The 24,617-nt window shown below is 68.8% G+C and carries 25 protein-coding genes and 1 pseudogene; 10 read left to right on the plus strand and 16 right to left on the minus strand.

From position 1 onward, the window contains the following. Positions 1 to 576: 576 nt before the first annotated feature. Both ACOCEP_RS35020 and ACOCEP_RS35025 read right to left on the minus strand, forming a co-directional pair. Positions 577 to 1,545, minus strand: a complete 969-nt coding sequence (locus ACOCEP_RS35020; RefSeq protein WP_482333753.1) for an Acg family FMN-binding oxidoreductase — start codon at positions 1,543 to 1,545, stop codon at positions 577 to 579. 97 nt (positions 1,546 to 1,642) lie between these two features. Next, positions 1,643 to 2,275: an Rv1733c family protein gene (locus ACOCEP_RS35025; protein WP_482333754.1), complete on the minus strand. Its 633-nt coding sequence runs from the start codon at positions 2,273 to 2,275 to the stop codon at positions 1,643 to 1,645. A 97-nt stretch (positions 2,276 to 2,372) separates the two neighbouring features. Here ACOCEP_RS35025 and ACOCEP_RS35030 point away from each other — a divergent pair, with 97 nt between their 5' ends. The 3 genes from ACOCEP_RS35030 to ACOCEP_RS35040 all read left to right on the plus strand — a co-directional run bounded on the left by ACOCEP_RS35030 (position 2,373) and on the right by ACOCEP_RS35040 (position 4,677). Then, on the plus strand, positions 2,373 to 2,786 hold the full coding sequence (locus ACOCEP_RS35030; protein WP_321183111.1) for a CBS domain-containing protein: 414 nt from the start codon (positions 2,373 to 2,375) through the stop codon (positions 2,784 to 2,786). After that, positions 2,783 to 3,259 carry a universal stress protein gene (locus ACOCEP_RS35035; protein WP_482333757.1) on the plus strand — a complete coding sequence of 159 codons (477 nt, stop codon included), beginning with the start codon at positions 2,783 to 2,785 and terminating at the stop codon, positions 3,257 to 3,259. Before ACOCEP_RS35030 ends, ACOCEP_RS35035 begins: the two co-directional genes overlap by 4 nt. A 260-nt stretch (positions 3,260 to 3,519) precedes the next feature. Continuing rightward, positions 3,520 to 4,677 carry an IS30 family transposase gene (locus tag ACOCEP_RS35040; protein WP_482332473.1) on the plus strand — a complete coding sequence of 386 codons (1,158 nt, stop codon included), beginning with the start codon at positions 3,520 to 3,522 and terminating at the stop codon, positions 4,675 to 4,677. A 98-nt stretch (positions 4,678 to 4,775) separates the two neighbouring features. On the opposite strand, the gene ACOCEP_RS35045 is transcribed toward ACOCEP_RS35040, so the two are convergent. The 9 genes and pseudogenes from ACOCEP_RS35045 to ACOCEP_RS35085 form a co-directional block, all read right to left on the minus strand. Continuing rightward, positions 4,776 to 5,849 carry an acetate/propionate family kinase gene (locus ACOCEP_RS35045; protein ID WP_482333759.1) on the minus strand — a complete coding sequence of 358 codons (1,074 nt, stop codon included), beginning with the start codon at positions 5,847 to 5,849 and terminating at the stop codon, positions 4,776 to 4,778. Between the two features lie 73 nt (positions 5,850 to 5,922). Then, complete coding sequence (locus tag ACOCEP_RS35050) at positions 5,923 to 6,330, minus strand: Hsp20/alpha crystallin family protein (RefSeq protein ID WP_482333760.1); 408 nt, start codon at positions 6,328 to 6,330, stop codon at positions 5,923 to 5,925. A 28-nt stretch (positions 6,331 to 6,358) separates the two neighbouring features. Beyond that, complete coding sequence (locus ACOCEP_RS35055; RefSeq protein ID WP_482333762.1) at positions 6,359 to 8,782, minus strand: phosphoketolase family protein; 2,424 nt, start codon at positions 8,780 to 8,782, stop codon at positions 6,359 to 6,361. Next, entirely contained in the window at positions 8,743 to 9,642 is a 900-nt protein-coding gene (locus ACOCEP_RS35060) for a universal stress protein (RefSeq protein WP_482333763.1), read from the minus strand. The genes ACOCEP_RS35055 and ACOCEP_RS35060 overlap by 40 nt, the downstream gene beginning before the upstream one ends. Further along, positions 9,639 to 10,244, minus strand: a complete 606-nt coding sequence (locus ACOCEP_RS35065) for a CBS domain-containing protein (RefSeq protein WP_482333764.1) — start codon at positions 10,242 to 10,244, stop codon at positions 9,639 to 9,641. The genes ACOCEP_RS35060 and ACOCEP_RS35065 overlap by 4 nt, the downstream gene beginning before the upstream one ends. 5 nt (positions 10,245 to 10,249) lie before the next feature. Beyond that, the gene (locus ACOCEP_RS35070; protein WP_482333766.1) at positions 10,250 to 11,152 is read right to left on the minus strand and encodes a universal stress protein; all 903 of its coding nucleotides are present in this window, start codon (positions 11,150 to 11,152) and stop codon (positions 10,250 to 10,252) included. After that, positions 11,136 to 11,672 (minus strand): flavodoxin domain-containing protein, encoded by a 537-nt coding sequence (locus ACOCEP_RS35075; protein WP_482333767.1) that lies wholly within the window; start codon positions 11,670 to 11,672, stop codon positions 11,136 to 11,138. Before ACOCEP_RS35075 ends, ACOCEP_RS35070 begins: the two co-directional genes overlap by 17 nt. A 46-nt stretch (positions 11,673 to 11,718) precedes the next feature. Next, positions 11,719 to 12,696, minus strand: coding sequence for an FUSC family protein (locus ACOCEP_RS35080; protein WP_482333769.1), 978 nt, complete (start codon positions 12,694 to 12,696; stop codon positions 11,719 to 11,721). A 336-nt stretch (positions 12,697 to 13,032) separates the two neighbouring features. Then, a pseudogene (locus tag ACOCEP_RS35085) lies at positions 13,033 to 13,422 on the minus strand (CHAT domain-containing protein); the annotation flags it as partial. Between the two features lie 337 nt (positions 13,423 to 13,759). Between ACOCEP_RS35085 and ACOCEP_RS35090 the strand changes: the two are divergent. Further along, complete coding sequence (locus ACOCEP_RS35090) at positions 13,760 to 14,155, plus strand: hypothetical protein (protein WP_482333771.1); 396 nt, start codon at positions 13,760 to 13,762, stop codon at positions 14,153 to 14,155. Between the two features lie 213 nt (positions 14,156 to 14,368). Here the strand turns inward: ACOCEP_RS35090 and ACOCEP_RS35095 are convergent, their stop codons facing one another. Further along, positions 14,369 to 15,781: a S8 family serine peptidase gene (locus tag ACOCEP_RS35095; RefSeq protein WP_482333772.1), complete on the minus strand. Its 1,413-nt coding sequence runs from the start codon at positions 15,779 to 15,781 to the stop codon at positions 14,369 to 14,371. Between the two features lie 41 nt (positions 15,782 to 15,822). Next, positions 15,823 to 16,281 (minus strand): hypothetical protein, encoded by a 459-nt coding sequence (locus tag ACOCEP_RS35100; RefSeq protein ID WP_482333774.1) that lies wholly within the window; start codon positions 16,279 to 16,281, stop codon positions 15,823 to 15,825. 139 nt (positions 16,282 to 16,420) lie between these two features. Between ACOCEP_RS35100 and ACOCEP_RS35105 the strand changes: the two genes are divergently transcribed. Together ACOCEP_RS35105 and ACOCEP_RS35110 are read left to right on the plus strand one after the other, a co-directional pair. After that, the gene (locus ACOCEP_RS35105; protein ID WP_482333776.1) at positions 16,421 to 17,578 is read left to right on the plus strand and encodes a sensor histidine kinase; all 1,158 of its coding nucleotides are present in this window, start codon (positions 16,421 to 16,423) and stop codon (positions 17,576 to 17,578) included. Further along, the gene (locus ACOCEP_RS35110; RefSeq protein ID WP_482333778.1) at positions 17,575 to 18,180 is read left to right on the plus strand and encodes a response regulator transcription factor; all 606 of its coding nucleotides are present in this window, start codon (positions 17,575 to 17,577) and stop codon (positions 18,178 to 18,180) included. The genes ACOCEP_RS35105 and ACOCEP_RS35110 overlap by 4 nt, the downstream gene beginning before the upstream one ends. Before the next feature lie 123 nt (positions 18,181 to 18,303). On the opposite strand, the gene ACOCEP_RS35115 is transcribed toward ACOCEP_RS35110, so the two are convergent. Continuing rightward, positions 18,304 to 18,903, minus strand: a complete 600-nt coding sequence (locus ACOCEP_RS35115; RefSeq protein ID WP_482333780.1) for a TetR/AcrR family transcriptional regulator — start codon at positions 18,901 to 18,903, stop codon at positions 18,304 to 18,306. Between the two features lie 92 nt (positions 18,904 to 18,995). On the opposite strand from ACOCEP_RS35115, the gene ACOCEP_RS35120 reads away from it, so the two are divergent. Next, the gene (locus ACOCEP_RS35120; RefSeq protein ID WP_482333782.1) at positions 18,996 to 20,486 is read left to right on the plus strand and encodes a carboxylesterase/lipase family protein; all 1,491 of its coding nucleotides are present in this window, start codon (positions 18,996 to 18,998) and stop codon (positions 20,484 to 20,486) included. Between the two features lie 31 nt (positions 20,487 to 20,517). Here the strand turns inward: ACOCEP_RS35120 and ACOCEP_RS35125 are convergent, their stop codons facing one another. Beyond that, entirely contained in the window at positions 20,518 to 20,898 is a 381-nt protein-coding gene (locus ACOCEP_RS35125) for a hypothetical protein (protein WP_482333784.1), read from the minus strand. Between the two features lie 223 nt (positions 20,899 to 21,121). On the opposite strand from ACOCEP_RS35125, the gene ACOCEP_RS35130 reads away from it, so the two are divergent. The 3 genes from ACOCEP_RS35130 (at position 21,122) to ACOCEP_RS35140 (ending at position 23,591) form a co-directional block, all read left to right on the plus strand. After that, positions 21,122 to 21,598: a hypothetical protein gene (locus ACOCEP_RS35130; RefSeq protein WP_482333786.1), complete on the plus strand. Its 477-nt coding sequence runs from the start codon at positions 21,122 to 21,124 to the stop codon at positions 21,596 to 21,598. Between the two features lie 193 nt (positions 21,599 to 21,791). Further along, positions 21,792 to 22,655: a hypothetical protein gene (locus ACOCEP_RS35135; protein ID WP_482333788.1), complete on the plus strand. Its 864-nt coding sequence runs from the start codon at positions 21,792 to 21,794 to the stop codon at positions 22,653 to 22,655. A gap of 138 nt (positions 22,656 to 22,793) precedes the next feature. Further along, the gene (locus tag ACOCEP_RS35140) at positions 22,794 to 23,591 is read left to right on the plus strand and encodes a hypothetical protein (RefSeq protein WP_482333790.1); all 798 of its coding nucleotides are present in this window, start codon (positions 22,794 to 22,796) and stop codon (positions 23,589 to 23,591) included. A gap of 52 nt (positions 23,592 to 23,643) precedes the next feature. Here the strand turns inward: ACOCEP_RS35140 and ACOCEP_RS35145 are convergent, their stop codons facing one another. Further along, complete coding sequence (locus ACOCEP_RS35145; protein ID WP_482333792.1) at positions 23,644 to 24,615, minus strand: glycine betaine ABC transporter substrate-binding protein; 972 nt, start codon at positions 24,613 to 24,615, stop codon at positions 23,644 to 23,646. Between the last annotated feature and the right edge of the window lie 2 nt (positions 24,616 to 24,617).

Consider the following 24,617-nt stretch of genomic DNA (forward strand, 5'->3'; position numbering starts at 1 on the left):
GGCTTTCGGTCACGATGGTGACGAGGAAGGCCGTCCAGGAGGCTTCCGGAGTCACCTTCCTGGCGACCTGCCTGCCCACCTTGGGCAGATCACGAACATCAGACGGCGTGAGCACCCGGACCCGGATGCCGCCGCCCTCGGTCGCCTCGGCGACGTCTCGTCCCCACGTCGACACCGAGGACGGAGCCGGCTTGGTCCGCCGCCCGGACAGCGCGGCGAAACGGGCGAAATCGGCCGCCACAGGGCGGGCCCGCCGCCGCGCCGTGAGCCTGGCGACCCGATCCAGGGCGAGGACGTCGCAACTCGGATCGGTGAGCGGCGCCCAACCCAGCATCCTGATCGCACATTCGAGATTCGCCAGTACCGCCCCGCAGACGATCAGCCGCGTACGCCCACCCCGGTCCCGCACCCAGTGGTTGTTCGCGAGCCGTTCGTACAAGTCGAGCGAGTCCTCGTGGACCGACAGCGTCCAGACGTCGTCGATCCATCGCTTCGGGACCTGTCGTGCGGCCGCCACGATGATCCGCTTTTCCTCAGTCGACCAGGCATGCACCCGGACTCCGGTGGCCGAAGTCGTCACTGCCGTTCCTCCTCGATCCTGTCGCGGGCGACCGCTTCGATCGGGCGGCGCGGCGTCTTCACACCCGGAGAGCCGTAACCGAGCCTGAAGACGGCCTGGGGATGGCTGGAGCCCCCCAGCAAGTCACGCAGCTCGGCGCGTACGGCGGTGATCTCGATCGGCTGGGAGTAGAACGAAGCACTCAGTCCGGCGTCCGTGGCGGTGAGCAGGACCCTCTGCATCGCGCACCCCGCGCGGACCTGGGACATCGGCGCGTCGTTCGGCATGGTCAACACCGCGACCACCGGGTCCTGCTCGAAGACGCGGGGAGCACCGTCCTCCTTGACGTACCGCCCAGGCAGCAGCCCGCCCGCTGAGCGAGGACCTCCCGCGTAGGCCGGCACACCGTCGTCCTCGGCGCTTCGCCGAGTCCATGCCCGGAGTTCTCGCTGGAAGGCCGCGTCCAGGGTTTGGACGTGATCGGCGCGGCGGATGAGTCCCGCGGCCGCCTCCAGCAGGCCGGCCTCGTCGAGCAGGACCAGACGTGCACCTTCCTCACGGGCCGCCTCCCGCACGGCGGTCCGTACGCGGAGTGGCACCGGCTCGTCCGTGAAGGGGCGGCGATTGCTGTATCGCCGGGAAATCGCGGCGGCCAGACGTCGTTCGCTCGCGGTGGGACGGTGGCGAGGACCAAGCGTGACCCGTGCCAGCAGAGCGGGCCTGTCGCGTGTAGGCGCCAGCTCGACTTCGCTGATCCGGCCCGCGGCGGCGATGGCGAGGCGCAGGTTCAGCAACGCCGCGCCACAGGACAGCCGCGCCTCACGCGCCTCCGGATCGCAGGCGTCGAGGATCCGGCTTTCGTCGAGCACGACGTCGATCGTGTCCGGCGCCAGCTCGAAGATCCACGGCTGGGAGTTGTGCGGTGACGGCGCCCGTACCGCGGCACGCAACGCGTCCGCGACGACCGGCGAACGAGTGAGGAACATCCTGCTGCACCTGCCTTTCGACGATCTCAGCGTCTCGCGTCGCGAACGAGGGCGGCAGTGGCCGTGGGCCCGGTGTGCCGGGACCTTCGGCACCCCGCTAGTGCGACGCGAACTCGCGCCATTCCTCCTGCCATCGCGCCCATCGAGCCCTGTCGAGCAGCACCCGGCCACAGCCGTAACCGGCCAGCACGACCACGCTGAAGGCGAGCCAAAGGCCGACTCCCGTCCCGAAACCGATGAGGCGGGCGTCGAGACCGGTGAGAGGTGCGGCGACCGGGTTCCCCGACTCGTCGAGCCAGACCGGGACCTTCGCGCCGGCTCGGCTCCCCCGCGTCGCCTGGACCTCGCCGGCTCGGCTGTCCCCGTCACGAGTGACCCACGTCGCTTTGGCAGGCGAGGTGTCGTGGACGACACCCGACCGGCCTCCGATGGCGATGGGCGCGCCGCCTTCGAGCAGGGTCGCTTCCACGCGGTACCTGGTGGCCTGCTCGGTCGCCACCTGCTCGGCGCGGACCGCGAACACCCCGGAAGCGACCACCGCGGCGACCGGCAAGGCAAGGACCACTAGGGCAACCGCGAGAAGCACCGTGAACGCTTCGATGCGATCTTCGCGGCGAGCGAGCGGATTCCGCCCTGGATGAACCATGTGCCAGGCTCGCGACCAGCGAGACGACGTGTTCATGACCTGGACCTCCGCTGCGGATCGCCGGAAACGTGTTGCCACCACCATCACTCGGCGACACCGCCCGGCAAGAGAGGCGACGGTCCCGCCGGGCCGGGACCTCCTGCCGTATTCCGGACCCACCCGGCGAACCGAGACTGGCTACATGCGAGTACGTGATGTCATGACCACACCGGTCATCGCGGTGACGCCCGCGGCCACGATCGGCGAAGCGATCGCCGTGCTGACCGGCAAGGGATTCACCTCGCTGCCGGTCGTCGGCGACACCGGCGAGCTGCTCGGCGTGCTGGCCGAAGAGGACCTGCTCCGGGCGCGTTACCTTTCCGACGGCGATCCGGACAGCGGCGTCATGCTCAGCGGGCGCACCAAAGTGAGCGCCCTGATGCGGCGACCGGCGGCCGGTGCCCATCCCGATGGCGACCTGACCGATCTGACGGCGAAGATGCTGGAGCGCCGGCTCCGATCCGTCCCGGTCCTCGAAAACGGCCGCGTGATCGGCGTCATCACCTGGCAGGACCTTCTCCGTGCCGGGCCATCCGCGCAAAGGAATCAACCATGAACACGAATCCCGACACCACCCGACACCTTCTCGTGGGCGCCGACGGCTCGGCCGAGAGCGAGGAAGCGATCCGGTGGGCCATCACCGAAGCCACCGCAGTCGGCGACAAGGTCGAGGTCCTAATGGTCCTGCCGAGGGAGGAACTCCTTCCCGGCACGTCGTTCGCCCTCCAGCCACACGGCAGGGTTCCGGTGAGGAAGCACTACTCGCTCGACGAAGCGGTCGCACGGATCCAGAGTGAGCTTCACGCGGACATCGACGTGAAGACCCTGCTGCGGCAAGGGAATCCGACGTCGGAACTGCTCGCGGCGGCGCGCGACGCGGACATGCTCGTGCTGGGCACGGGCACGAAGAGCGCGGTCGGCAGGCTCGTCTTCGGCAGCGTGTCCACGGCCTGTGTCAGGCATGCGACGTGTCCCGTCGTGCTGGTGTCGACGCAGGCGGTTCACCGGTTCAGTCCGACCGCTTCCTGATCTTTGGACTGTCAGTTAAGGCCTCGGCGCACGCCTGGTGTCCCGAGTCATCAGTTCGCGCCATAAGTTCTTGTGGGATGAAGGGGACTTTCACCGCACGAGACGAGGGGAAAGTCCCCTCCAGTGCCTGGCTGGCGGTCGGCCCTTGAGCGTTTCCTCGCCGGCGACGATGTCGCGAAAGCCACTTCCGGGACATCCAGTGTCGCGAAAGTGGGGCGGATTCATGGGGTCGTTGCAACATCCTTCGTGAGCTGGGAGTTGTGGTGGCTGGTGGGTTGGTGTTGCCGCGTGTGGTGCGGGTGCGGTTCTGGGATGCGGTGCGGGCGGGGTGTCTGCCTAAGCGTGCCGCCCGTTTGGTGGATGTGTCGCACGAGACCGGGCGGCGGTGGTTCGCGCAGGCTGGTGGGGTGATCGGGAACGCACCTGGCTCGTTGGGTGAGCGCTATCTGAGTTTGGCTGAGCGGGAGGAGATCTCTCGTGGTCTGTCCGGGGGTCTCTCGTATCGGGAGATCGCTCGGCAGCTGGGCAGGGCCCCGTCGACGATCAGCCGGGAGGTGACGAACAACGGTGGCCGGGGCGGGTATCGAGCGCATCGGGCGGAGTCGGCGGCGCGGGATCGGGCCCGGCGGCCGAAGACCGCGAAGCTGGCCGAGGCCGGTAATCGCGAGTTGCGGGATCATGTGCAGGCGCGGTTGCTGCAGGAGTGGTCTCCGGGGCAGATCACAGCCAGGCTGGCGATGGAGTTCCCCGACCGGCCGGAGATGCGAGTGTCACACGAGACGATCTACCAGTCCTTGTATGTGCAGAGCCGGGGAGCGCTGCGCCGCGAGCTCACCGCGTGTTTGCGGACAGGACGGGCGCTGCGCCGCCCGCGCAAGCAAGCACAGGCACGACGGTCACGGATCCCTGACCTCGTCGAGATCAGCGAACGGCCGGCCGAAGCCGAGGACCGGGCAGTCCCGGGGCATTGGGAAGGCGACCTGATCACCGGTGCCGGTAACAAGTCCGCGATCGGCACCCTCGTGGAACGCTCCACTCGGTTCGTCATACTGCTGCACCTGCCCCACGGCCACGATGCGATCCAGGTCCGGGACGCGATGATCGACGCGATCCAGACCCTCCCGCACCAGTTGCGGCGGTCACTGACCTGGGACCGGGGCAACGAGATGGCCCGTCACGCCGACATCACCCTCGCCACCGACCTGGCCATCTACTTCTGCGACCCGCACTCCCCATGGCAACGCGGGACGAACGAGAACACCAACGGCCTGCTTCGCCAGTACTTCCCCAAAGGGACCAACCTGCACCAGCACACCGCAGAACACCTCACCGCAGTCGCCGCACGACTCAACAGCCGCCCCCGCAAAACACTGGACTGGCACACCCCACTCGAAAAACTCACCACGCTACTGTCCTAAACAGAGCACGTTGCGACCACCGCATGAATCCGCCTGGCTTTCGCGACATCCCGCAGCATCACGGGTCTGACCGACTCCGCGCCCCCTTGCTTCACCCTTTAATACACGTGGTCCACCGAGATGACCGCCTCGGCGTCCCGCGCCAGTTCGACGTCCTCCCCGGTTCCCATGGCGAAGACGGTCACCGGCGCACCGTTCGGGCTGATCACCCGGTCGCCGTCCCCGAGACACCGAGCCGGATCCACCGCGATCCCGAAGACGCCCAGCCTGTCGGTCAGTCGCGCGAGCAGCTCAGGTTGATGCTCGGTGACACCACCGGTGAACACCACGGCGTCGATCCGGTCGAGGCTTGCCGCCATCGCGCCGATCTCTCGGCGGATCCGGTGCAGGTAGACGGCGATAGCCGACAACGCGTCGGGATCCCCGGCCGCTTCCCGCGTCAGCACGGAACGAAGGTCGCCGTCGGTCCCGCTCATCCCCGCGAGACCGGAACGGTGGTTCAGCGCGTCTTCCATCTCCTCGACCGACATCGGCGCCGTTCGCATGACGTGCAGCACCAGCCCGGGATCCAGCGAACCGGACCTGGTCGCCATCGCCGGCCCTTCCAACGGGGTGAAGCCCATACTCGTGTCGAGGCTCCGGCCGGCTTGGATCGCCGTCACCGAGACACCGGCGCCGAGGTGGCAGCACAGGAACCGCGGCTCCTCGGCGTCGAGCAGTTCCGGCACACGACGCGCCGCGTGACGGCACGAAAGACCATGAAAACCGTAGCGCCGCAAGCGCCCCTGCCTCGTCCATTCCCTGGGCAGCGGGTATCTCGAAGCCTCATCGGGGAGATGGGAGTGGAAGGCCGTGTCGAAGGACGCGATCACCGGCAAGCCAGGGCGCGACCGGAACACCTCCCGGGCGAGGCGGACCGCCTGCGGCTGGTGAAGCGGCGCGAACGGGTTGAGGTGTTCGAGCGCGTCCACGACGTCCGGTGCGAGCCGGACCGGACCGGTCCTGGACCCGCCGTGCACGAACCTGATGCCCACGACGTCCACTGTGGACCATCGGCCGAGAGCCTGTTCCGCGTCGTCGAGGTCCGTCGCGGCCCACCCGACCGGCGTGCCGTCGACCACCAAGGACGATTTCAGGCTCGAAGAGCCGGGATTCAACGTCAGCACACGCATGAAGACTCCCTCGGGCACAAGTGTGCCGGGCGGGCGCGCCCTGGGGGACGCGCGCCCGCCCGGACCGGAATGGTCAGCCTTTGCCGACCTGGATCTTGACCTGCTTCTCGTGCGGTTTGTCCTCGACCGGCATGGAGATTTCCAGGATTCCGTCCTTGTAGCCCGCGGTGGTCTTCGCCGTCTGCGCACCGGAGGGCAGGGAGACGGTCCGGCTGAACTTGCCGTAGTAGAACTCGCTGCGGCCGTGCTCCGCGGTCCTGGCCTCGCGTTCGGCGGTGATCGTCAGCAGCCTCTCGTGCGCGGTGACCGAGATGTTCTTCTCCGGGTCGAATCCGGGAAGCTCGGCCCGGACGAGGTACTTGCCGTCCTCGACGGACTCTTCGATGCGCACCGGGTTGTGTTCGGCGAACGGCCACGGGTTCTCCAGCCAGGCCGCGATGCTGGGCAGGGTCATCCGGGAACCGGGTACCAGGGTTGTCATATCCGTACTTCCTTCCTTTGTCGATCCGTCATGCTTCCCACGTCCAATCGCGAACCTCGGGAAGATCCTCGCCGTGCTCGACGATCCACCTGCGATGCCGTACATGCGCGTCCGTCATCAGCTGCCGGACGGCACCCGCACGGGCGAGCAGTCCGGGCACCCGGTCGATCACATCGGTCACGAGCTGGAAGCGGTCCATGTTGTTGCGCACCAGCATGTCGAACGGTGTCGTGGTGGTGCCGTGCTCGATGTAGCCGCGCACGTGGAGCTCGTCGTGGTTCGCCCGCCGGTAGGCCAGCCGGTGGATCAGCCAGGGATAGCCGTGGTAGGCGAAGATCACCGGCCGGTCGGTGGTGAACAGGGCGTCGAATTCGCGATCGGTCATCCCGTGAGGGTGTTCCGCGGCGGGCTGCAGGCGCATGAGGTCGACCACGTTCACCACCCGGACCGCGAGTTCGGGCAGGTACTCCCGGAGGATCTTGGCCGCCGCGAGCACCTCGACCGTCGGCGCGTCGCCGGCGCAGGCGAGGACGACGTCGGGTTCGGAGTCCGGATGGGTACCCGCCCACTCCCAGATCCCGGCACCGCGTGCGCAGTGCACGGCCGCCTCCTCGCCGTCGAGCCAGACAGGGCTGTCGTTCTTTCCCGCCACGATCACGTTGACGTAGTCCCGGCTGCGCAGGCAGTGCTCGGCGACCCAGAGCAGGGTGTTCGCGTCCGGCGGCAGATAGACCCGGACCACTTCCGGGCTCTTGTTGGCGACATGGTCGACGAAACCCGGGTCCTGATGGGAGAAACCGTTGTGGTCCTGCCGCCAGACGTGCGAGGTCAACAGATAGGTCAGCGACGCGACCGGCCGCCGCCATGGGATCTCCCGGTGCACCTTGAGCCATTTGACGTGCTGGTTGAGCATCGAGTCGACGATGTGCACGAACGCCTCGTAGCAGGAGAAGAGGCCGTGCCTGCCGGAAAGCAGATAGCCTTCGAGCCAGCCCTGGCAAAGGTGTTCCGAAAGGAGCTCCATGACCCGGCCGTCCGGGGCGAGATGTTCGTCGACGGGTTCGATCCCGCACAGCCAGGTCTTTCCCGTCACGTCGAACACCGCGTCGAGGCGGTTGGAAGCGGTCTCGTCCGGGCCGAACAGCCGGAAGTTCGCCGCCTTGCGGTTCAGCGCGAACACATCCCGCAGCCAACGGCCGAGCACCCGGGTCGGTTCGGCGACCGCGCCGCCCGGGCGGACGAGCGGGATGGCGTGCGCCGAGACCTCCGGCAACCTCAGCGGCCGCAAGACGAGGCCGCCGTTGGCGTGCGGTGACGAACCCATCCGGAGGTCGCCCCGCGGGATCAGCGCGGTGACCTCGGACGTCGGCCTGCCTTCTTCGTCGAAGAGCAGTTCAGGCCGGTAGGAGCGCAGCCATTCCTCCAGTTGCCGCCGGTGCTCCGCGTTTCCGCGCGCGTCGGGGATCGGCACCTGGTGCGAGCGCCAGCTTCCCTCGACCCGCTTACCGTCCACAAGGGACGGCCCGGTCCAGCCTTTGGGACTGCGCAACACGATCATCGGCCAGGTCACCGGCCCCGCCGGCCCGGCCGCGGCGCGGGCCCGCACCTGAATCCCGTCGATCTCGTCCAGCGCGCCGTCCAGCGCCGCGGCCATCGCCTGGTGCATGACCGCCGGATCGTCGCCCTCGACGTAGCGCGGGGCATACCCATAGCCCCGCAGCAATTCGTCGAGCTCGGTGCCGCTGATCCGCGACAGCACGGTCGGGTTGGCGATCTTGTGGCCGTTCAGATGCAGGATCGGCAGCACCGCACCGTCGTGAGCGGGATTGAGGAACTTCCCCGAATGCCAGCTCGTGGCCAGCGGGCCGGTTTCCGCCTCGCCGTCGCCGACGACGCAACCGACGACGAGGTGCGGGTTGTCGAACGCGGCCCCGTAGGCATGCGCGAGGGAGTAACCGAGTTCGCCACCTTCGTGGATCGACCCCGGCACCTGCGGCGCGACGTGACTGGGCACCCCACCGGGGAAGGAGAATTGCCGGAACAGTGTTCGCAGGCCGCTCTTGTCGTAGGAGACCTCCGGCCACGCCTCCGAGTAGCTGCCTTCGAGCCACGTGTTCGCGTACAGCGCCGGACCGCCGTGGCCGGGTCCGGTCACGAACATGGCGTTCAGGTTCCGCCGCACGATGGCCCGGTTGAGGTGGACGTAGACGAAGTTCAGCCCCGGAGACGTACCCCAGTGACCGAGCAGGCGCGGCTTCACGTGCTCGGGCTGGAGCGGAGTCTCCAGCAGCGGGTTGTCCATCAGGTAGATCTGGCAGGCGGCGAGATAGTTCGCCGCCCGCCACTGAGCGTCCACTTGGGACAACTCGCCCGAAGTCAGGACCGCCGGAGCGGCAGGTGCGCCGAGAACGGTCACCGCGACTTCTCCGGCCGGACCACCATCACCGGGCATTCCGCGTGGTGCGCGAGCGCCTGGCTGGTCGAACCGAGCAACTGCCCGGTGAATCCGCCACGCCCCCGGCTGCCCACGACCACCAGCTGCGCCTTGGCACTCCACTCCAGCAGCGCGTGCCGCGGCCGGTCCTCCACGAGGACCCGCTCGACCTTGACGTCCGGATACTTCTCCTGCCAGCCCGCGAGACGCTGCGCCAGCAGCCGACGTTCCTCTTCCTCGATCGACTCCCACTGCACGACGAGCCTCGCCATCCCGTATGCGTCGTCGTAGGTGACGTCCCGCCACGCGTGGACCACGACGAGACCGGCCTTCCGCCACGCGGCCTCTTCGAAGCCGATCTCCAGGGCACGCTCGCTCAGCGGGCTGCCGTCGAGCCCCACCACGATCGGCCCCTCCGCCGGATACGCGGAGGTGTTCTTCCGGCCCCGCATGACCACCACGGGGCAATGAGCGTGCGCGACGACCGCCGACGCGGTCGAACCGATCGTCATCTCCCCGAAGAAGCCTTTCCCGGTACCGCCGACGACCACCATCGCCGCCGACTTCGACGCGTCGATCAAGGTGGGCACCGGCGAGTCCGCCGGCATCCGCGTGTCCACCTCGACGCCGGGCGCCACCGAATGCGCCTGCGCGACAGCCTCTTCCAGAACCCGCTTGCCTTCCTCGGCGAGGACGTCGTACCACGGGGTGGGGCCCGCCAACCCGGCTCCGTAAGCCAGCTTGTCGACGCGCAGAGCGTGCACGATGAGCATCTTCAGCAGTCGTTCCTCGGCGACGGCGGCGGCCCACCGCACGGCCGCCCTTCCCGGCTCGGTCCCGTCCACCCCGACGACGATCTTCCGGTCCGTCGTGTTCATCCTTCGTCCTCCTGGTAGGTCACTTTCGCTTCCACGACACCGGGAACCGCCTCGGCCAGCAGCTTGGCCACGTGACGATCGGTGTCGTTGTCGTAGGCGTCGCCGATCCGCACGACACCGTCGCGCGCTTCGACCGTCCACCGGCCCGGGCCGCCGTAGATCGCCAGGTGATGGCGGACGTCCGCCGCGATCGCCTCGTCGGAGCGGGCGAAGGCACGCACGAAGTCGCCTCGCGTGAGGATTCCGACCACCTTGGCACCGTCCACAATGGGCATCGCGCGGATACGTCCGTCGAGCAGAGCCCTGCCGACATCGGCGGCGTCCGCGCCCGTGCTCATCCCCGTGGCGGGCGTCGTCATCACCTGGGCGACGGTCAACCCCGGCCTCGGCCGTGCCTCGTGCTCCGGGCCCGAGCGGACGTCGTGCGGGAACTGGTTCCTGATGAGGTCCGCCTCGGTCACGATGCCGATCAGCCGATCGTCCTCGTCGACCACCGGCAACGCGGTGAATCCGTTCTCCGCCAAGAGCTCGGCCGCGTGCTTGGCCGTGGTGCCGGGCGTCACCGTGACGACCGGGGCGGACATCAAATCCCGTGCTCGCATGCTCCTCACTCGCTTTCTCGGCCGGTCAGAGCCGGACGGACGACGGCCACCGGGCAGTCCGAGTGCGCGACGAGGGCCTGGCTCGTCGAGCCGAGCAACATCCCCTGGAACCCGCCGCGGCCCCGCGATCCGACGACGAGCAGCTGGGCACGCTCGCCGAAACCGAGCAGGGCACGGACCGGGCGGCCCCGGGCGATCACCGTCTCCACGGTCAAGTCCGGGAACTTGGCCAGCCATGGCGCCAGCTGCTCATCGGTCGCTCGCCGCTCCGAGGATTCGACCGCGTCCGGATTCACTGTCAGGGCCGACTCGTGCTCGGTGACCTCGTTCCACACCCTGACGACGATCAGATCCGTGCCACGGAGCGACGCTTCGTCGAGGGCGAAGGCCAACGCGGCGTCACTCGACTCGGAACCATCCGTGCCCACGACGACGGGGCCAGCCTCCGGTGGAGCGTCTTCCGGGCGTTTCCCTCGCGCGACGACGACCGGGCAATGACCGTGCTGCGCCAACGCCACCGCGGTCGATCCGACCAGCAGACCGGTGAACCCACCCAGCCCACGGGAGCCCAGCACGATCATGGTCGCCGCCCGCGACTCCTGGATCAGCGCCGCCACCGGAGCCCATTCCCGTGCCGCGGTCTCGACGACCAGGTCCGGATAGCGCTCGGCCACCGCATCACAGGCCTCCGCGAGCCATCGCGCCCCCTGCGCCTCGAACGCGGACCGGATCGCCTCGGCCGACGGCACCACCCCGGGCATCCGCACCGGAGGAACGATGTACACGTGGACCAGGCGGAGCCGCTTCCCCCTCCTGGCCGCCTCACCTGCCGCCCACACCGCGGCCCGCCGGGCGGACCCCGAGCCGTCGATTCCCACGACCACCGCGCCTTCAGCCACGCTCGACATGGCCACTCACCTCTCCCGTCCAAGCAGGCGTCAAGGCGGCGGCGACTTCGCCCGCCCAAGCCCGCACCGCCGGCCAATCCCGGTGGTCACCGTCCTTGACCCGGAGCGCTGTCACGACCGCTCGTTCGGCGAACCGCAGCAGACTCCGGTCGATCCGGCCCGGGAACACCACGTGCCCGCGTGCCCCGGACGACACCATCAGCCCGGCCACATCCACGGGATCCTCCGCGGGCTTCGGCGGCGTCCCCACCGGGCCGCTGGAGAAGAGCCACACCTTCTTGGCCCTGAGGGCCTCGGCGTGGTCGCCGACGACGTCTCTGGCCGCCTCGAGCCATTGCCCCAGATAGACGCCACTGCCCACCAGAACGACGTCGAACTCGTCGACCGTCGTGACATCCTCGGCCCGCGACACCCGCACAGTGGCGTGTCCGCGCAATTCCGAAGCGAGGGCGCGGCCGATCTCCTCCGCGATCTCCCAGGTCCCACCGTGGCGGCTGGCCGCCGCTACGAGGATCTTCATTTCGCTCTCCCGTCTGGTCACTTCCCAGCTTCGACCAGTGAGGAGTTCAGGAGGAGAGACGGAAGTCCCGGCGAGCCGGGCCCACAGTCCCGGCTCGATCGCCGAAGCGGCGCGACGTCAGCCCGGCGGTCGCCAGTCCGTAGTGACGGGACATGAACAGTTCCGTCGGGAACAGGAGCACGATCACCGACAAGGCCAGCAGCGTCCCACCGAGATCGGGAAGGAGCAGCAGCGCGGTGACGCCGAGTCCGGCGAACGTGCCCAGGACCCGGTGAACGCTGCGGTGGACGACACTGCGGACGCCGGGATGGAGCCGGTTGCGCGTATCGACGGCGGCCAACGGCACCGCCGCGGAGGCCATCGCCCAGTTCGCGTGCTCGACGCCCAGCAGCAGGCCGCAGAAGCCCGCCGCCGAAATCGCCAGCACGTAGCGAGCGGCGTGGACCAGAGCACACGACCTTCGGCGCCCTCGTGCGCAGGCATCCGGCCCGCACATCACGCCCGGCGGTGGAACCGCCTGCCTGCCAACAGTTCTCTTCGGGCCGGTGAGTCCGATGAGGACACAGAACACGGCCGTCCCGGCGCAGATCGGCAACCCCGCCGGGTCGGCGGGAACGAGGGCGATGGCCCCCAGCGCGAAGATCCCGAAGAACGGTCCTCGGGGGACGAGGTCGAGCCGGTTCGCCACCAGCGCGCCCGCGAACGCGAAACCCGACTCGGTGACCACCAGGACCCACGGCCGGGCGTGACAGGCGGAGAGGAGCGTCCCGAAGGCGACGCCGGTCAGCAGGATCGCTCCCCCTTGCACCTGATGCCGAAGACGGAGCCCCCGGCACTCGGCCCGCCCATACATCCCGGTGAACGAACCGAAGGCGGCGAAGATGATCAGCTCCGGCCGCCCGGCGAAGAGCAGTGCCAATCCCGGGACGAGCAGGCCGACCGCCACTCGGCAAGCGTGAAGCCAGTCGCCATCGGCGAAACCGAGCCCGGACGGCAGACGTGCCGATGGCCGGGCAGTGCGCAAGGACGAGCTCCTTTCGGATCCGAAATCCAGTCTGCCGGACGACCTATCCGGAAGTCTCGCCGAAATGCTGTGGAGTGCCACGAAATTCTTTGTCTCTGTCCACTGTGGTGTCCGGCCCGGCTGACGACCGTTCCCCGGTTTCGCCGTCGTCGGAGACCGGCCAGCGGAGCCCCGCCTCGGCAACGAGCCTGTCCCTCCGAGTTCCGACGTAGTGGTCCCCAACGCTAAGGGACCGTCCGCGCCGGCCACAGGACCGAGCCGCCCGAAACGCGTGACCACATCGCTCAGCCCTCGCCCGCGGCGGCTCTCCGAGCGTCCGCCGGAAGCAAAGACTTGTCAGGCGCCGGTGTGCACGTAGGCGGTCCATTGGGTCGGCAGGTGGGGTCGCCGCGCGCGGTGCTTCCGGAGGGCGTGGTGCAGTGCCGCGGCCGCCGCCGCGGTATCCGGTTCTGTACTGCCGTTCGCAGTGAGGTAGGCGTAGAAGTCATGGGCGATGGAGCCGGCGGCATGGTCGTTGATCGGCCAAGGTGCCCCGACCACGGCGCGGTATCCGGCCAGCTGGAACGCAGTGGCGAGGGTGACGGCCTCGTCGGTGTAGTCCGCTGCCGTGTCGGTGGTGCTGCATGCCGACAGATAGGCCAGTTCGGCATGAGGCAGCGCGACGCCGGCGATACCGGCGACGGTGAGGGGTTTCTGCTCATGATCTTCGAGGACAAGCCTGCTGGCGCCCGGATTGTGGGGGCCCGGATCGGTCGGGGCCGGTGAGCAGGGGCTTGCCCTAGCACGAACACTCGCCCCGTCAAGGCTGAACCGCTGAAGTTCAGCCTATCCAGCGATATGACCAAGCCGAACGGGGCGAGAGCTCGAAAACACAAGGCCGGCTCGGCCATCGCCGCCCGACTCCGATCGGGTGAGGCCTATTCTTTCATGCCCTTTATCAGGACATTTGGAACTGAACGATTCGATAGCGCCCAGCATTTTCTGTTTTCTCATCCATGACCGTTCGGAAGACAAGGAAATCCTTGACACGAACTGTTCCGTTCCTGCTACGCTTCGGCACGCAATGTCAATCGAGCGGCTTCACGTAATGCCACCGGTGGACATGGGGGCTTACTTCGGCGAAGTCGTTTTCTGGGGAAGGAAACCGATGAAAATTCGCAACTCATTGCTGACCTTGGCCGTTCTCGTCGGCGGCGCGATGACGGTGCTGCCCGGCGTGGCCGGCGCCACCGTCACCGAGGATTGCACCTACAACACCAGTGCCAGCGGCGTGAACTTCCACGTCAAGTGCTCGCGCCTGCCCGCCGGCATCTCGCAGTACCGGGCGGTGGCGCAGTGTGGCAACGGTTCCACCACGTACGGAATCTGGAAGACAGTGGCGGAGAGCGTGTACATCGGCTCCGTCGCCGACTGCACGAACCGGGGCAATGTCGCAAAGGGCGGGATTCAGCTCCGCTAGCCCGAAAGGTCGTGGGCGGTGAAGGCGCGATTTACCCACCTTCACCGCCGGCGAGCCTTCCACTCAGCAAGGCGATGATGGTTCGGCGGTCACTGGCCTCGAGTTCGGCACGGATGCGTGCCATGTGGTGTTCCACGGTCTTACCGGAAATATGCGGCAGTTCGCCGATTTCCCGATAGGTGTGCACTTCGAAGACCAGCCGTCCGATATCTGTCAGAACCCGAGCAGGCCGCGCGGGGCGCCTAGGCCGGTGGGTCCGTCCCAGCCTGGCTGTGCCCGGCACATCCGCTGGTCGAACCGGGTGAGAGGCAGGTTCGCTTTCGTCTCCCAGGCCGCGGAGCACTGGCCATCGGTTCCGCTCAACGGCGGGATGAGGTTGGCGCCGGATTCGATGTCGGAGAACGCACGTGATGGCGCCCGGTACAAGGTGTTGGGCCCGTGCACGTCCCGCAGGTTCCCGCCGGCCGCGTACATTCCCGCGATTTGCGGGGCCGCCGCGCTCGTTCCCGCGAGCACCAGCCAGCCGGCCTCCGCATGATCCGCCGGCCGGTACGAGGTGTAGGTCGCAAGGTTCTCGGCGACCGCGGACACGTCGGTACCTGCTCGCGAACCTTGACACAGCGCCGAAAGCGCCGATGGCTGGTTCTCTGGCGGAGTGACGCCGGGGGTGCAGCCGGAACCTCCCTGTGCCCACGCGCCTTGCAGGTACCGGTGGTTCCGCCTGACGAGTGTGGTGCCTCCGACCGCGGTCACGGTGGGGAGCGCTTGTGGCCACACGGCGGCGCTCCCGGTGAAGCCGGGGGTGAAGCCGGCCGAGGTGTTGCCGTTGCCGTTGAAACCGCGGTCCCCGGCCGCCGCGGTGATCGCCACGCCGCGGTGGTCCAGTGCCTCGGCGATCGGCCCGCGCAGCGCGTTTTCACTCCCCGGGAGGGTGTAGGAGATGCTGATGGCGTCCGCCCCGCCGGCGATAGCGGTGCGGACGGCCTTGCCGAACGCGGCGGCGTAGCGGTCGTAGCCACTGGCCTTGGTGGGGTCCGTCGGCCCGTTCCCGATCGGGATCTGCACCGAAAGCAGCCGGCAGGACGGGCACGTCGCCGAAGCCATGTCCACGTCAAGGGCGGTCTCGATGGCCGAGCCCTGTGCGATCTCCTTCTCCTCGCTGGTGGCCGGTGGTGGCAGGGCCGGGCCGCCCGCGAAGTCCATCTGACGAAAGCAACCGTCGGCGGGGCCGCACGGGGGAAGTCCGTACTGCTTCCGGTAAACCGCGAGGTCCTCCGCCAGCGTCGGGTAGGGGCCGAGGTTGATCAGCGCGACGGTGCCGCGGTGGGGAGACCACGAGGGAAGCCGGTACGCGGCGCGGAGATCGGCGGCGCCCCAGCCGATCGGCTCGGCACCGCGCACCATCATCTGCGACCCCTTCGCCGTGGCGACCCGGGATTGGCAACCGAACATCACCAGTGCGCCCCCGCAAACCGCTTGGCTGTCGTAACCGCCGGGAACGCCTGACGCACTCGCCGGATCGTCGGCCGCGAAGACAGGGGGCGTGCTGATGGTCATCGCCGCCAGGACGACACCTGCGAAGGCAAGCCGCACGCCTTTGCATCGCTCACTGCGAAATCTGGACATTTGGACTCCTTTCGGCCGTGTTCGTGAGGGACTTGCGGAGCTCAGCCGCCCGACGATGCGCTGCCGCGAACCGCCGCCGCGGCGCGCTTACGGCGGCGGCGTAGCAGGACCACCACGAGCACGAAAACCTGCACTTCCGCCTTCAGCCCGGGCACGTCGACGAACGCGGCCGACCCGTTCCGGCCGACTGTCCCCGCCGTCGCGCCGTGGCCGCCGGCCATCGTGTAGCCCCGGTCGGCCGTCGCGGTCCGTCGGAATTCGAAGTCCCGTCCGGACACGTGCAGGGTCCAACTGCGACGGATCCGGCCAGTGGTGGCCAGGGCCGTCCCGTCGGCGGCGAGCAGCTCGTGAACGCCGCTGAACCGGCGCCGCCGGATTCGGTATTCGACTCCGTCGACAACGATCCGGCCTTTTCGCAGCGAGAACGTGCCCAGTTCCGAGTCGTCGCGAGTGACCGTGTACTCGTGGCCCAGCGAACTTGTTTTCGTCGCGGTCAGCATGCTCCTACGGGACCATCGCCGGGGCGGCCGGATCCGTGCCATCTGTCATGGCCCGTCCGGTGACGGATGAGCGACGCACCGGCACGCCGAGGGCCGGATCATGATCGATATGGGGAGCCGCCGCCGTAGCATGACCGTCGTGCGTGAACGAGATCCCGACGAGTTCTCGGCCCGGCAGTGGCCGGATTGGGATTTCTGGCGGGACGGCCGCGGCGGCCGCCGGGGACGTGGCACCGTCGTGGCGATCACCAGCCTTTCGTCGCTGTTCCTGATCGCGCGGATCGCCGACATCGCCGGTCGCGCGGACGAACCGGTGAAGGGTCCGGCGATCGCCTTTCTCCTCGGCTATTGCGTCAGCTGCCTGCTCGGTCCGTGGTACGGCCCGCTCGCGCCGCGGAAGCAGCGGATCGTGATCGTGGCCGTGATGTGCGCCCTCGGCAGTGCGCCCGCCCTGATGCTCGCCACTCCCGCGTATCTGACCGATCTGACCTACGCCATCGCGGTCGGGCTCATGGTGCTGCCTCTGCGTTTCTCCTTACCGCTCGGCTTTGCCGTGGCCGTCGGACAGATCGGCTGGATGCAGGTGAGGGACGGCCACGTGGAGTGGGGTCCCGTGGCCACGCTCGTCGTCGTCACCGCCGCGCTGGGCGTCGTTTTCGCGCTCAACTTCACGATCGGGCACCTGCGTGCCGCGCGCGCACAGGTCCGGCGGATGGCGGTGAACCAGGAGAGGGAGCGCGTCGCGCGAGATCTGCACGACGTCCTCGGGCACAGCCTTTCGACGATGACCGTGAAACTGTCGCTGACCCGGCGGATCCTGGAGTCCGCCACCGACCCGGCGCCCGCGCTCGCCGAGATCCGCGATCTGGAGACCCTGTCCCGGCAAACGCTGTCCGACGTGCGTGCGACCGTCTCGGACTATCGCGCGGTGTCGCTGGCCAACGAGATCGCCGGCGCCGGGGTGGCCTTGCGAGCCGCCGGTGTACTCGCCGAACTGCCTGCCGCGGCCGACGACGTCAGGTCCGAGCTGCAAGGCGTTTTCGGTTACGTGGTGCGGGAAGCGGTCACGAACGTGCTGCGGCACTCGAATGCCCGGGCCTGCCGTGTCCGGCTTGGCCTCGACTGGGTGGAAGTCATCGACGACGGCGCCGTGTCCGGCCCGGTGGACTCCGGGCACGGCCTTACCGGTCTCGCCGAGCGGCTCGCCTCGGTGTCCGGCACCCTCGAGTACGGTGAGTCCCCCGGCGGCGGCTTCCGGGTGATCGCCCGCGGCCCAGCCGGAACGAGCCCGGCATGATCCGCATTCTGCTGGCCGACGATCAGGCGCTCGTCCGCGGCGCGCTGGCGTCGATGTTGCGGATGGAACCCGACCTGGACGTGGTCGCCGAGGTCGGCTCCGGCATCGAGGTGGTGCCGACCGCGAAACGCGTCATACCCGACATCGCCTTGGTGGACGTGCAGATGCCCGGCCGCGACGGCCTTTCCGTCACCGCCGAGCTGCACCGCGCCCTACCGGCCTGCCGCGTGCTCATCTGCACCACTTTCAGCCGCCCCGGTTACCTGTCGCGGGCGATGGCCGCGGGGGCGGCCGGGTTCGTGGTCAAGGACTCCACGCCCGAGCAGCTGGTGAACGCCATCCGCCGGGTCCACGCCGGACTTCGTTTCGTCGATCCCGCTCTCGCCGCCCAATCCTTGGCGAGTGGCGCCAGCCCGCTCACCGACCGCGAGGCCGATGTCCTGCGAGCCACCGCCGACGGGGGCACGGTGGCGGATATCGCTGCAGCCGTGGGGATCTCCGAAGGAACCGTGCGCAACCACCTGTCGTCGGCGATCGGCAAAACCCGGGCCCGGACTCGCGCGGAAGCGGCCCGGCTCGCGGAGGTCAACGGCTGGTTGTGAGGCCGTGGTGGGCGGAGCCGGCCAAAGGCAAGTAGGTCACCTACCTGTGCAGGGGCCGGCCATGCACGCCCGCCCCCTCGTCGCGCAGGTCGACCTGCCGTACGGCATCTTGACCCGAGGCAGTCACGTGATCCTGAACAGCCGGTCCAGATGCACGTCGATCGCGGCGAGCGCGTCCCGGGGCTCGATCACGTCGAGTTCGATCAGGGGGGTGAAGCCGGTGAGGGCGAGGAGAAGGTTGGTCTCGGTCGCCGGGTCGCGGCCGGAGTCGATGTACCCGTCGGCGATCGCCTGGCGGACCAACTGCTCGACGAGGACCCGCCCTTGGACGAGGCCGCGGCGGGCCTGTTCGTGCATGGCCTCGTCGTGCAACGCCTCCAGGAGATAGGCGGCGCTCATCCGGCTGGTCGCGCGGGCTTCGGGATGCAGGGGGAGCATTTCCGTGAGCGTCAGTCGCAGCACGTCGCGGGGATGCGGACGGTCACCGAGTTTTTCGAGCCCCTGGTGTACGCGCACCGAGGTCTGCTCGGACGCGAAATCCATGGCGAACGACAGCATGTCGGTCCGGGAGACGAAGTAGTGCTGCAGCTGCCCGAGTGACATGCCCGCCTCCTGCGCCACCACGCGCATCGTCAGCTGCGTGACGCCGCTCCGCTCCACCACCCGCCACAGTGCGCGGGCGATCGCTTCGCGGCGTCTGCGGTGATCCACCTGTTTCGGCATCGCCGGCCCTTCCCCGTACCAGGAGTGTTTCAATACAGTTGACATAATACACCTGACCCATAATCCTGGGTCGCCCGAGGGAAGGAAACGTCATGTCCGAACAGCCGAAGGTACGGACCACGGAAGGCGTGGTGCAGGGGCTCCGGCGGCAGGGGCACACGGTGTTCCGCGGCATCCCCTATGCCCGGCCCCCGGTCGGAGCGCTCCGCTTCGCCGCGCCCGCGCCGCCGGACCGCTGGGAGGGGACGAGGCAGGCGGTCGAGTTCGGCCCCGTGGCGCCGCTGTCCCTGCCGATCGACGTTCCCCCGCAGGGCACCGACTGGCTGACGCTCAACGTCGGCACTCCGGATCCCGGCGCGGCGGCACTGCCGGTGCTGGTGTGGATCCCCGTGGGCGGCTACCTCTCGGCGGCGTCGAGCGACCCGATGTACGACCCGGCAGCCCTGGCCGAGGCGGGAATCGTCGTGGTGACCATCAACTGCCGCGTCGGCGCGGAGGGATTCGCGTTCCTCGACGACGTGCCGCCCAACCGCGGATTCCTCGACCAGATCGCGGCGCTGGAGTGGGTGCAGCGCAACATCGCCGCCTTCGGAGGCGACCCCGGCCGGGTCACCGTCGGCGGGGTGTCCGCGGGCGCGGGCTCGGTCGCCGCCCTGCTGACGATGAAGTCGGCGCGCGGCCTGTTCCGGCGGGCCATCGCCCATTCGGTGCCGGGGCTGCACAGCACGCCCGCGCTGGCACGGCAGGTCACCGCCACGTTCGCGGACCGGCTCGGCGTGGCGGCCCCCACCGCCGAGGCCCTGCGCGACATCGAGCCATGGCACCTGGCCGCCGAGCTCACCTCGTTCAACGCCGGCCTCCAGGCGCACCGGGACAGCTGGGGACGCCTCACGGAGACCGGCACCGCGCTGTGCCCCGTCATCGACGGCGAGGTCCTCACGGAAACGCCATGGCCCGCGCTGACCGGCGCACGCGCGAGCGGGATCGAACTGCTCGTCGGCCACGCCCGGGACGAATTCCGGTACTTCAGCGTCATCAGCGGACGGTATGGCACCTTCACCGAGGAAGACGCCCGCGCAGCCCTGGAACTGCACGCCCCACAGCCGGACGGCGCGCGCGCCTACCGCGCCCTGTTCCCGCAGGCAGGCCCGGAGGAGCTGGTGGAGACGGTGTACTCCGACGCCCTCTTCCGCATGCCGTCACAGAAGCTGGCCGAGGCGAACGCCGCGGCCGGCGGCACCTCGTACCTGTTCGAACTGTGCTGGGTCACCCCGGCCCTCGGCGGCATCCTGGGCGCCTGCCACAGTCTCGACGTACCCCTGGCGTTCGGCACGCTGGACAGCCCCGTCGGCACCCAGCTCATCGGTGAGGAGCCCACTCCCGAAGCCGTCGCGGTCTCCCGCGAACTCCAGGAGACATGGGTCCGCTTCGTCACCACTGGCGACGCGGGCTGGCCCGCTCACCGGCCCGGCGGGTACCTCACCGGCGTCCTGGACACCGAGCCGAAGACTCTGCCCTACCCCGAACAGGCATCCCGCCAGATCTGGGAAGGCCACTCCCCCGCGCCCTTCGATCTCCCGTAATCGTCCGGGCCGGCCCGGCGATCCCGCTCGATCAGACTCCGCCGCCTCCCGACAGCGGGGACACGTTGAAGCTGAAGTAGCTCTTGCGGGACTCCGACCGGTTCCCGGAATCGTCCGGCGGGAAGATGGCGTCGATGAACAGGCCGCCGCCGCAATCGGGTTCGGAGAACAGGTTGAGCACCGACGACTTGGTCCGGTTCGCCAGGTAGTCGGCCTTCTCTCCGAGCAGGCCATGGACGTTGTAGCAAACACGCGGTTTCAGGTCGTGGATGGTGACCGGGATCGGCACCGTCGGCGCCGACCAGATGGCGCGGTCGCCGCCCGGATGGGCGTTCGCGATGCCGGCCGTGGCGGCCAGCAATACGGCGGACACGCCCAGCGCACCCACACCGGACAGAACACGGCGGACCATCACGGAACCTCCCCAGACGAGCTTGACCCTGCCCGGAATGCTGCCAGACACCCACGCCTGCCGGAAGGCCCGCCCTCGTCGAAAACATGATCCGCAGTGGGCGAACGACGCCCGGGCAGCGCACGCCCAGTTGAGTAGTTCTACTCGTGGCAGGCGGGAGGAGTACCGGCAACATCGGTATGGACTCGCTCCGCAGAGAGCGACCGACACTGGGGGTTCCCTGATGTTTCCTCGTGCCATCACCACGCTCGCCATCGCCGCCGGACTGGCCACCGCGACAGCGCCCGCCGCGGTCGCCGAAACCGTCGCGAGCCTCGACTTCACTGCCGAACAAGGCGCCCACCCCGTCGACGGCAGAAGCGGTCACTGGGCCGCCTCGCCGGAGAACGAGGTGAGGTTCTGGGAGAACAACGGAACCCTGCGGGTGGACGCCGAGACCGACCACGGATTCGACTACATCGCGCTCGACTTCACCGCGCCGTCCGGAACCCTGCAAGCAGGAACTTACGGCCACGCGGAGGGAGCGCACATCCTGGCCGTCTCCAACGGCCTGGGGTGCGTCGACGACTATTCGACGTTCACGATCGCTCACATCGAACGCGGCGCCGAGGGGCTGGTCGCCCTCGACGCGACGTTCGAACAGCGCTGCGGCAGCCCCACGTCACCCGCGCTTCGGGGCGAGGTGCACTACCGGCGCTGAGCCGTATTCACCGAACGGGCCGTCGACTAACAGTCGACATGCCCTCGCTCGCCCGACGCGGCCACGTCGGGCGAGCGAGCCGCGCGGCAAGCGGTGGGGCGCTTTCCTGATCGACCGTGCGTTCGCCTTGCGAGACGGCCGAAGACAGAGCACCGCTAGGCTCGCTCGCGTCGGTCCAGGCGGGAGGCTCCCTGTGGCAGGTTCAACTCGGCGCGGCGATTTCTGGCTCGGCGTCGCCGGCATCGCGGCCGTTCTCGTCATCGGGGTGACGCTGTTCTTCGGAGGTCCGGCGACCAGCGTCGCGGGAATGGACGTCGCCTACATCTCCGGTGACGAGGCGAATATGCGGCGATGCCCGTCGGTCGAATGCGAGTCGACCGCGACTTACCACCGGGACCAGCAGCTGATCATCGTCAAGGCCGATGTCACCGGTGGCGAGTCGCATGGTTCGCGGCGATGGCTGGAGGTCCGATACGGCGACGAAGTCCGGTACGTGCATTCGTACTTCGTCACCGAAAAATCGGACTCGCGGGCCGAGTCTCTCGAACTCCTGGTTTCCGCGGCGGCTTTGCTGGTCTGCGCGGCGATGCTCGTTCTCGCCGGCTGGCGGCGAGGCCAGACCTGGGCGGCCATGAAGGAGAAGACGGCGAACTCCCTTCTCGCGGCAGGGACTTTCGCGGCGGGGCTGGTCGTCGGGATCGTCGCCTTTCTCGTCGCCAGTGCCGACGGCCAGTCCAGGGCCGCCTTTCTGTCGAGCGCTCTCGCCAACGTCGGCGCCGGGCTGGTCGGCGCGGCGGTGACCTTCGTTCTTTTCCAGGTCTTCCTCAGCCGCCGCGCGCCTTCCCGGGATCAGGTGGTGGAGCTGCAGGCGCGGTTGGCCGAACTGAGCCATTCCATCGAAGAAGCCCGCGCGGCGGCCACGCCACCGGCCGTCCCCACCCGGCCGGCCGAGGAACGGCGTGGCGGTTCCCGGATCTTGCGCCTGGCCCTGCTGGCGACCGCGGTCGCGTGGATCCTGCGGCAGACACGGGCTTCCGGCGACTCCGTCCGACCGTGATCGCCTGACAGGACGAGCCCGGTGACCGGCAAGCGGCAGTTTTGGCGCGCAGGGGTCACAATCGCGCCGCATTCTGTGACACTTTGACGGGCTTTGTCCCGCAGTGACAGCGCGAGAAGGGAATCTGCTGTGTCCGGAATGCTCAACAGACGCAAGGCGCTCGCTCTCGGTGGAGGTGCCGCGCTCGGCGTCATGGCCGCCGGTACCGGCACGGCTTCCGCCGCGACGGGATGGTTCCGGCTGCCGATCGTCACCGCCAACGTCGGCCGCGACAACCTCGGGGCGCGCGAGGCCGCGATCGACGCCGTCCGCAACTGTGACTCCCAGGTGCGGCCGCTGGTCGGCTGGCAGGAGATCAACGAGGGCGACACCGGTGAGCCCGCGATGATCGACCACTACTTCGGGCCCCTGTACAACAACGCGTTCCTGCGGCACAGCTCGTCGTTCCGGATCCCGATCTCGATCCCGCAGCCCTGGGAAGTGGCGAGCGCGAAGACCACGTACGTGCACGGCGGCATCACCGGGGTGACCCCGCCGCGCTGGATCAACGAGGTCGTGGTGCGTCATCAGAGCCACCCGACGCTCCAGTTCGCGCTGATCAACTCGCACTACATCGCGAACGCGTACAACGGCGACCAGCGCGCCGACCTGCGCGACGAGTGGAACGAGCACAAGAGGATCCACGCCAGCCGCGTGCTCGCGCACCACAACGTCGGGCGCCTGGTCTTCTGGACCGCGGACACCAACAACCCGAACTACTACAAGGCCACCAACCTGGACGCGGAGCGCCGGTGCTTCGGCACCGGGATCGACCGCATCAACTGGCTGGCGGGCAACGGCGTCGTCCAGGAGCAGTTCATCGACACCAAGACCGTGGACATGCGCGTGGACGGGCACGACGCCCGGGTCGCCGTCTTCCAGGTCCGCCTGGCCTGACGGCACGCACGGGCCGGGCGCCACCGCCCGGCCCGTGCCATGGCCGACCGGTTCAGCTGATGAAACCCCCGGCCTTGAGCCATTCCTGGGCGACCGTGGCGGGCTTCTGGCCGTCGACGCTGACCTTCTTGTTCAGGTCCGTGAGCGTCGCCGTGTCGAGCTTCGCGGCGATCGACGTGAAGACCTGCTCCAATTCCGGATATTTCCGGGCGAGCGGAGCGGCGATCGTGATCGCGGGGTTGTAGATCGGGAAGAAGTGCTTGTCGTCGTCGAGCACGGTGAGCCCCTGCCCGGCCACGCGCCCGTCGGTGGAGGCGACCGAGCCGAAGCCGCACGGGTCCCCCTTGCCGACGCTCGGGTAGACGACGGCGTCGTTGAGCAAGTGCACGTGCGGGTCGGGCAAGGTGAACCCGTAGGTCTTCGCCAGGCCGGGGAACCCGTCGTCCCGGCTCTTGAACTCCGGTCCCATACAGATCGAGGCCGCGGCCGGATCCCGCTTCACCAGGGCCGCGTAGTCGGACAGGGTTTTGACGCCGGTCCGGGCCAGGGTCGCCGGATTGCCGGCGAGGGCGTAGGTGTCGTTGGCAGGCGAGCGTGCCCACCAGGTGACCCCGTTGGCGGTGTCGGCCTGTTTCACCGCGTCGAACTGCGCCTGCGGGTCGCTGATCGGCTCGGTCCGGTCGAGGTAGCTGATCCAGGCGGTGCCGGTGTATTCCCAGTACAGGTCGATCGCGCCGGTGGTGAGCGCCTGGCGGACGTTGCTCGAGCCGGTGATGTTGGTCTTGTCCTGCGGGCTCGCCCCGGTCGCTCGCAGTGCGACGAGAGCGATCTGGCCGAGCAGCAGCTGCTCGTCGAACTCCTTCGAGCTGACCCGGATCTGGGCGCCGTTCAGCGCGTCGATCTTCTTGATGGAGCCCGCGCCGACCTGGGCGCCGGTTTCGTCCCCACCGATCGTGCAGCCGGCCGAGAGCGCCGCCGCCAAGACGAGCGCGAGCGCCGCGGTCGTGCGCTGGAGCATCCGCATGG

The sequence above is a fragment of the Amycolatopsis sp. CA-211722 genome (assembly GCF_056828465.1).

Coding starts and splice junctions, on each gene's coding strand:
- ACOCEP_RS35060 (WP_482333763.1), bottom strand. CDS start 9,642: ATGAACACGACGGACCGGAAGATCGTCGTCGGGGTGGACGGGACCGAG.
- ACOCEP_RS35075 (WP_482333767.1), bottom strand. CDS start 11,672: ATGAAGATCCTCGTAGCGGCGGCCAGCCGCCACGGTGGGACCTGGGAG.
- ACOCEP_RS35095 (WP_482333772.1), bottom strand. CDS start 15,781: ATGTCCAGATTTCGCAGTGAGCGATGCAAAGGCGTGCGGCTTGCCTTC.
- ACOCEP_RS35110 (WP_482333778.1), top strand. CDS start 17,575: ATGATCCGCATTCTGCTGGCCGACGATCAGGCGCTCGTCCGCGGCGCG.
- ACOCEP_RS35025 (WP_482333754.1), bottom strand. CDS start 2,275: ATGGTGGTGGCAACACGTTTCCGGCGATCCGCAGCGGAGGTCCAGGTC.
- ACOCEP_RS35140 (WP_482333790.1), top strand. CDS start 22,794: ATGCTCAACAGACGCAAGGCGCTCGCTCTCGGTGGAGGTGCCGCGCTC.
- ACOCEP_RS35100 (WP_482333774.1), bottom strand. CDS start 16,281: ATGCTGACCGCGACGAAAACAAGTTCGCTGGGCCACGAGTACACGGTC.
- ACOCEP_RS35050 (WP_482333760.1), bottom strand. CDS start 6,330: ATGACAACCCTGGTACCCGGTTCCCGGATGACCCTGCCCAGCATCGCG.
- ACOCEP_RS35090 (WP_482333771.1), top strand. CDS start 13,760: ATGTCAATCGAGCGGCTTCACGTAATGCCACCGGTGGACATGGGGGCT.
- ACOCEP_RS35130 (WP_482333786.1), top strand. CDS start 21,122: ATGTTTCCTCGTGCCATCACCACGCTCGCCATCGCCGCCGGACTGGCC.
- ACOCEP_RS35120 (WP_482333782.1), top strand. CDS start 18,996: ATGTCCGAACAGCCGAAGGTACGGACCACGGAAGGCGTGGTGCAGGGG.
- ACOCEP_RS35030 (WP_321183111.1), top strand. CDS start 2,373: ATGCGAGTACGTGATGTCATGACCACACCGGTCATCGCGGTGACGCCC.
- ACOCEP_RS35115 (WP_482333780.1), bottom strand. CDS start 18,903: ATGCCGAAACAGGTGGATCACCGCAGACGCCGCGAAGCGATCGCCCGC.
- ACOCEP_RS35145 (WP_482333792.1), bottom strand. CDS start 24,615: ATGCGGATGCTCCAGCGCACGACCGCGGCGCTCGCGCTCGTCTTGGCG.
- ACOCEP_RS35125 (WP_482333784.1), bottom strand. CDS start 20,898: ATGGTCCGCCGTGTTCTGTCCGGTGTGGGTGCGCTGGGCGTGTCCGCC.
- ACOCEP_RS35065 (WP_482333764.1), bottom strand. CDS start 10,244: ATGCGAGCACGGGATTTGATGTCCGCCCCGGTCGTCACGGTGACGCCC.
- ACOCEP_RS35055 (WP_482333762.1), bottom strand. CDS start 8,782: ATGCCCGGTGATGGTGGTCCGGCCGGAGAAGTCGCGGTGACCGTTCTC.
- ACOCEP_RS35045 (WP_482333759.1), bottom strand. CDS start 5,849: ATGCGTGTGCTGACGTTGAATCCCGGCTCTTCGAGCCTGAAATCGTCC.
- ACOCEP_RS35035 (WP_482333757.1), top strand. CDS start 2,783: ATGAACACGAATCCCGACACCACCCGACACCTTCTCGTGGGCGCCGAC.
- ACOCEP_RS35070 (WP_482333766.1), bottom strand. CDS start 11,152: ATGTCGAGCGTGGCTGAAGGCGCGGTGGTCGTGGGAATCGACGGCTCG.
- ACOCEP_RS35020 (WP_482333753.1), bottom strand. CDS start 1,545: ATGTTCCTCACTCGTTCGCCGGTCGTCGCGGACGCGTTGCGTGCCGCG.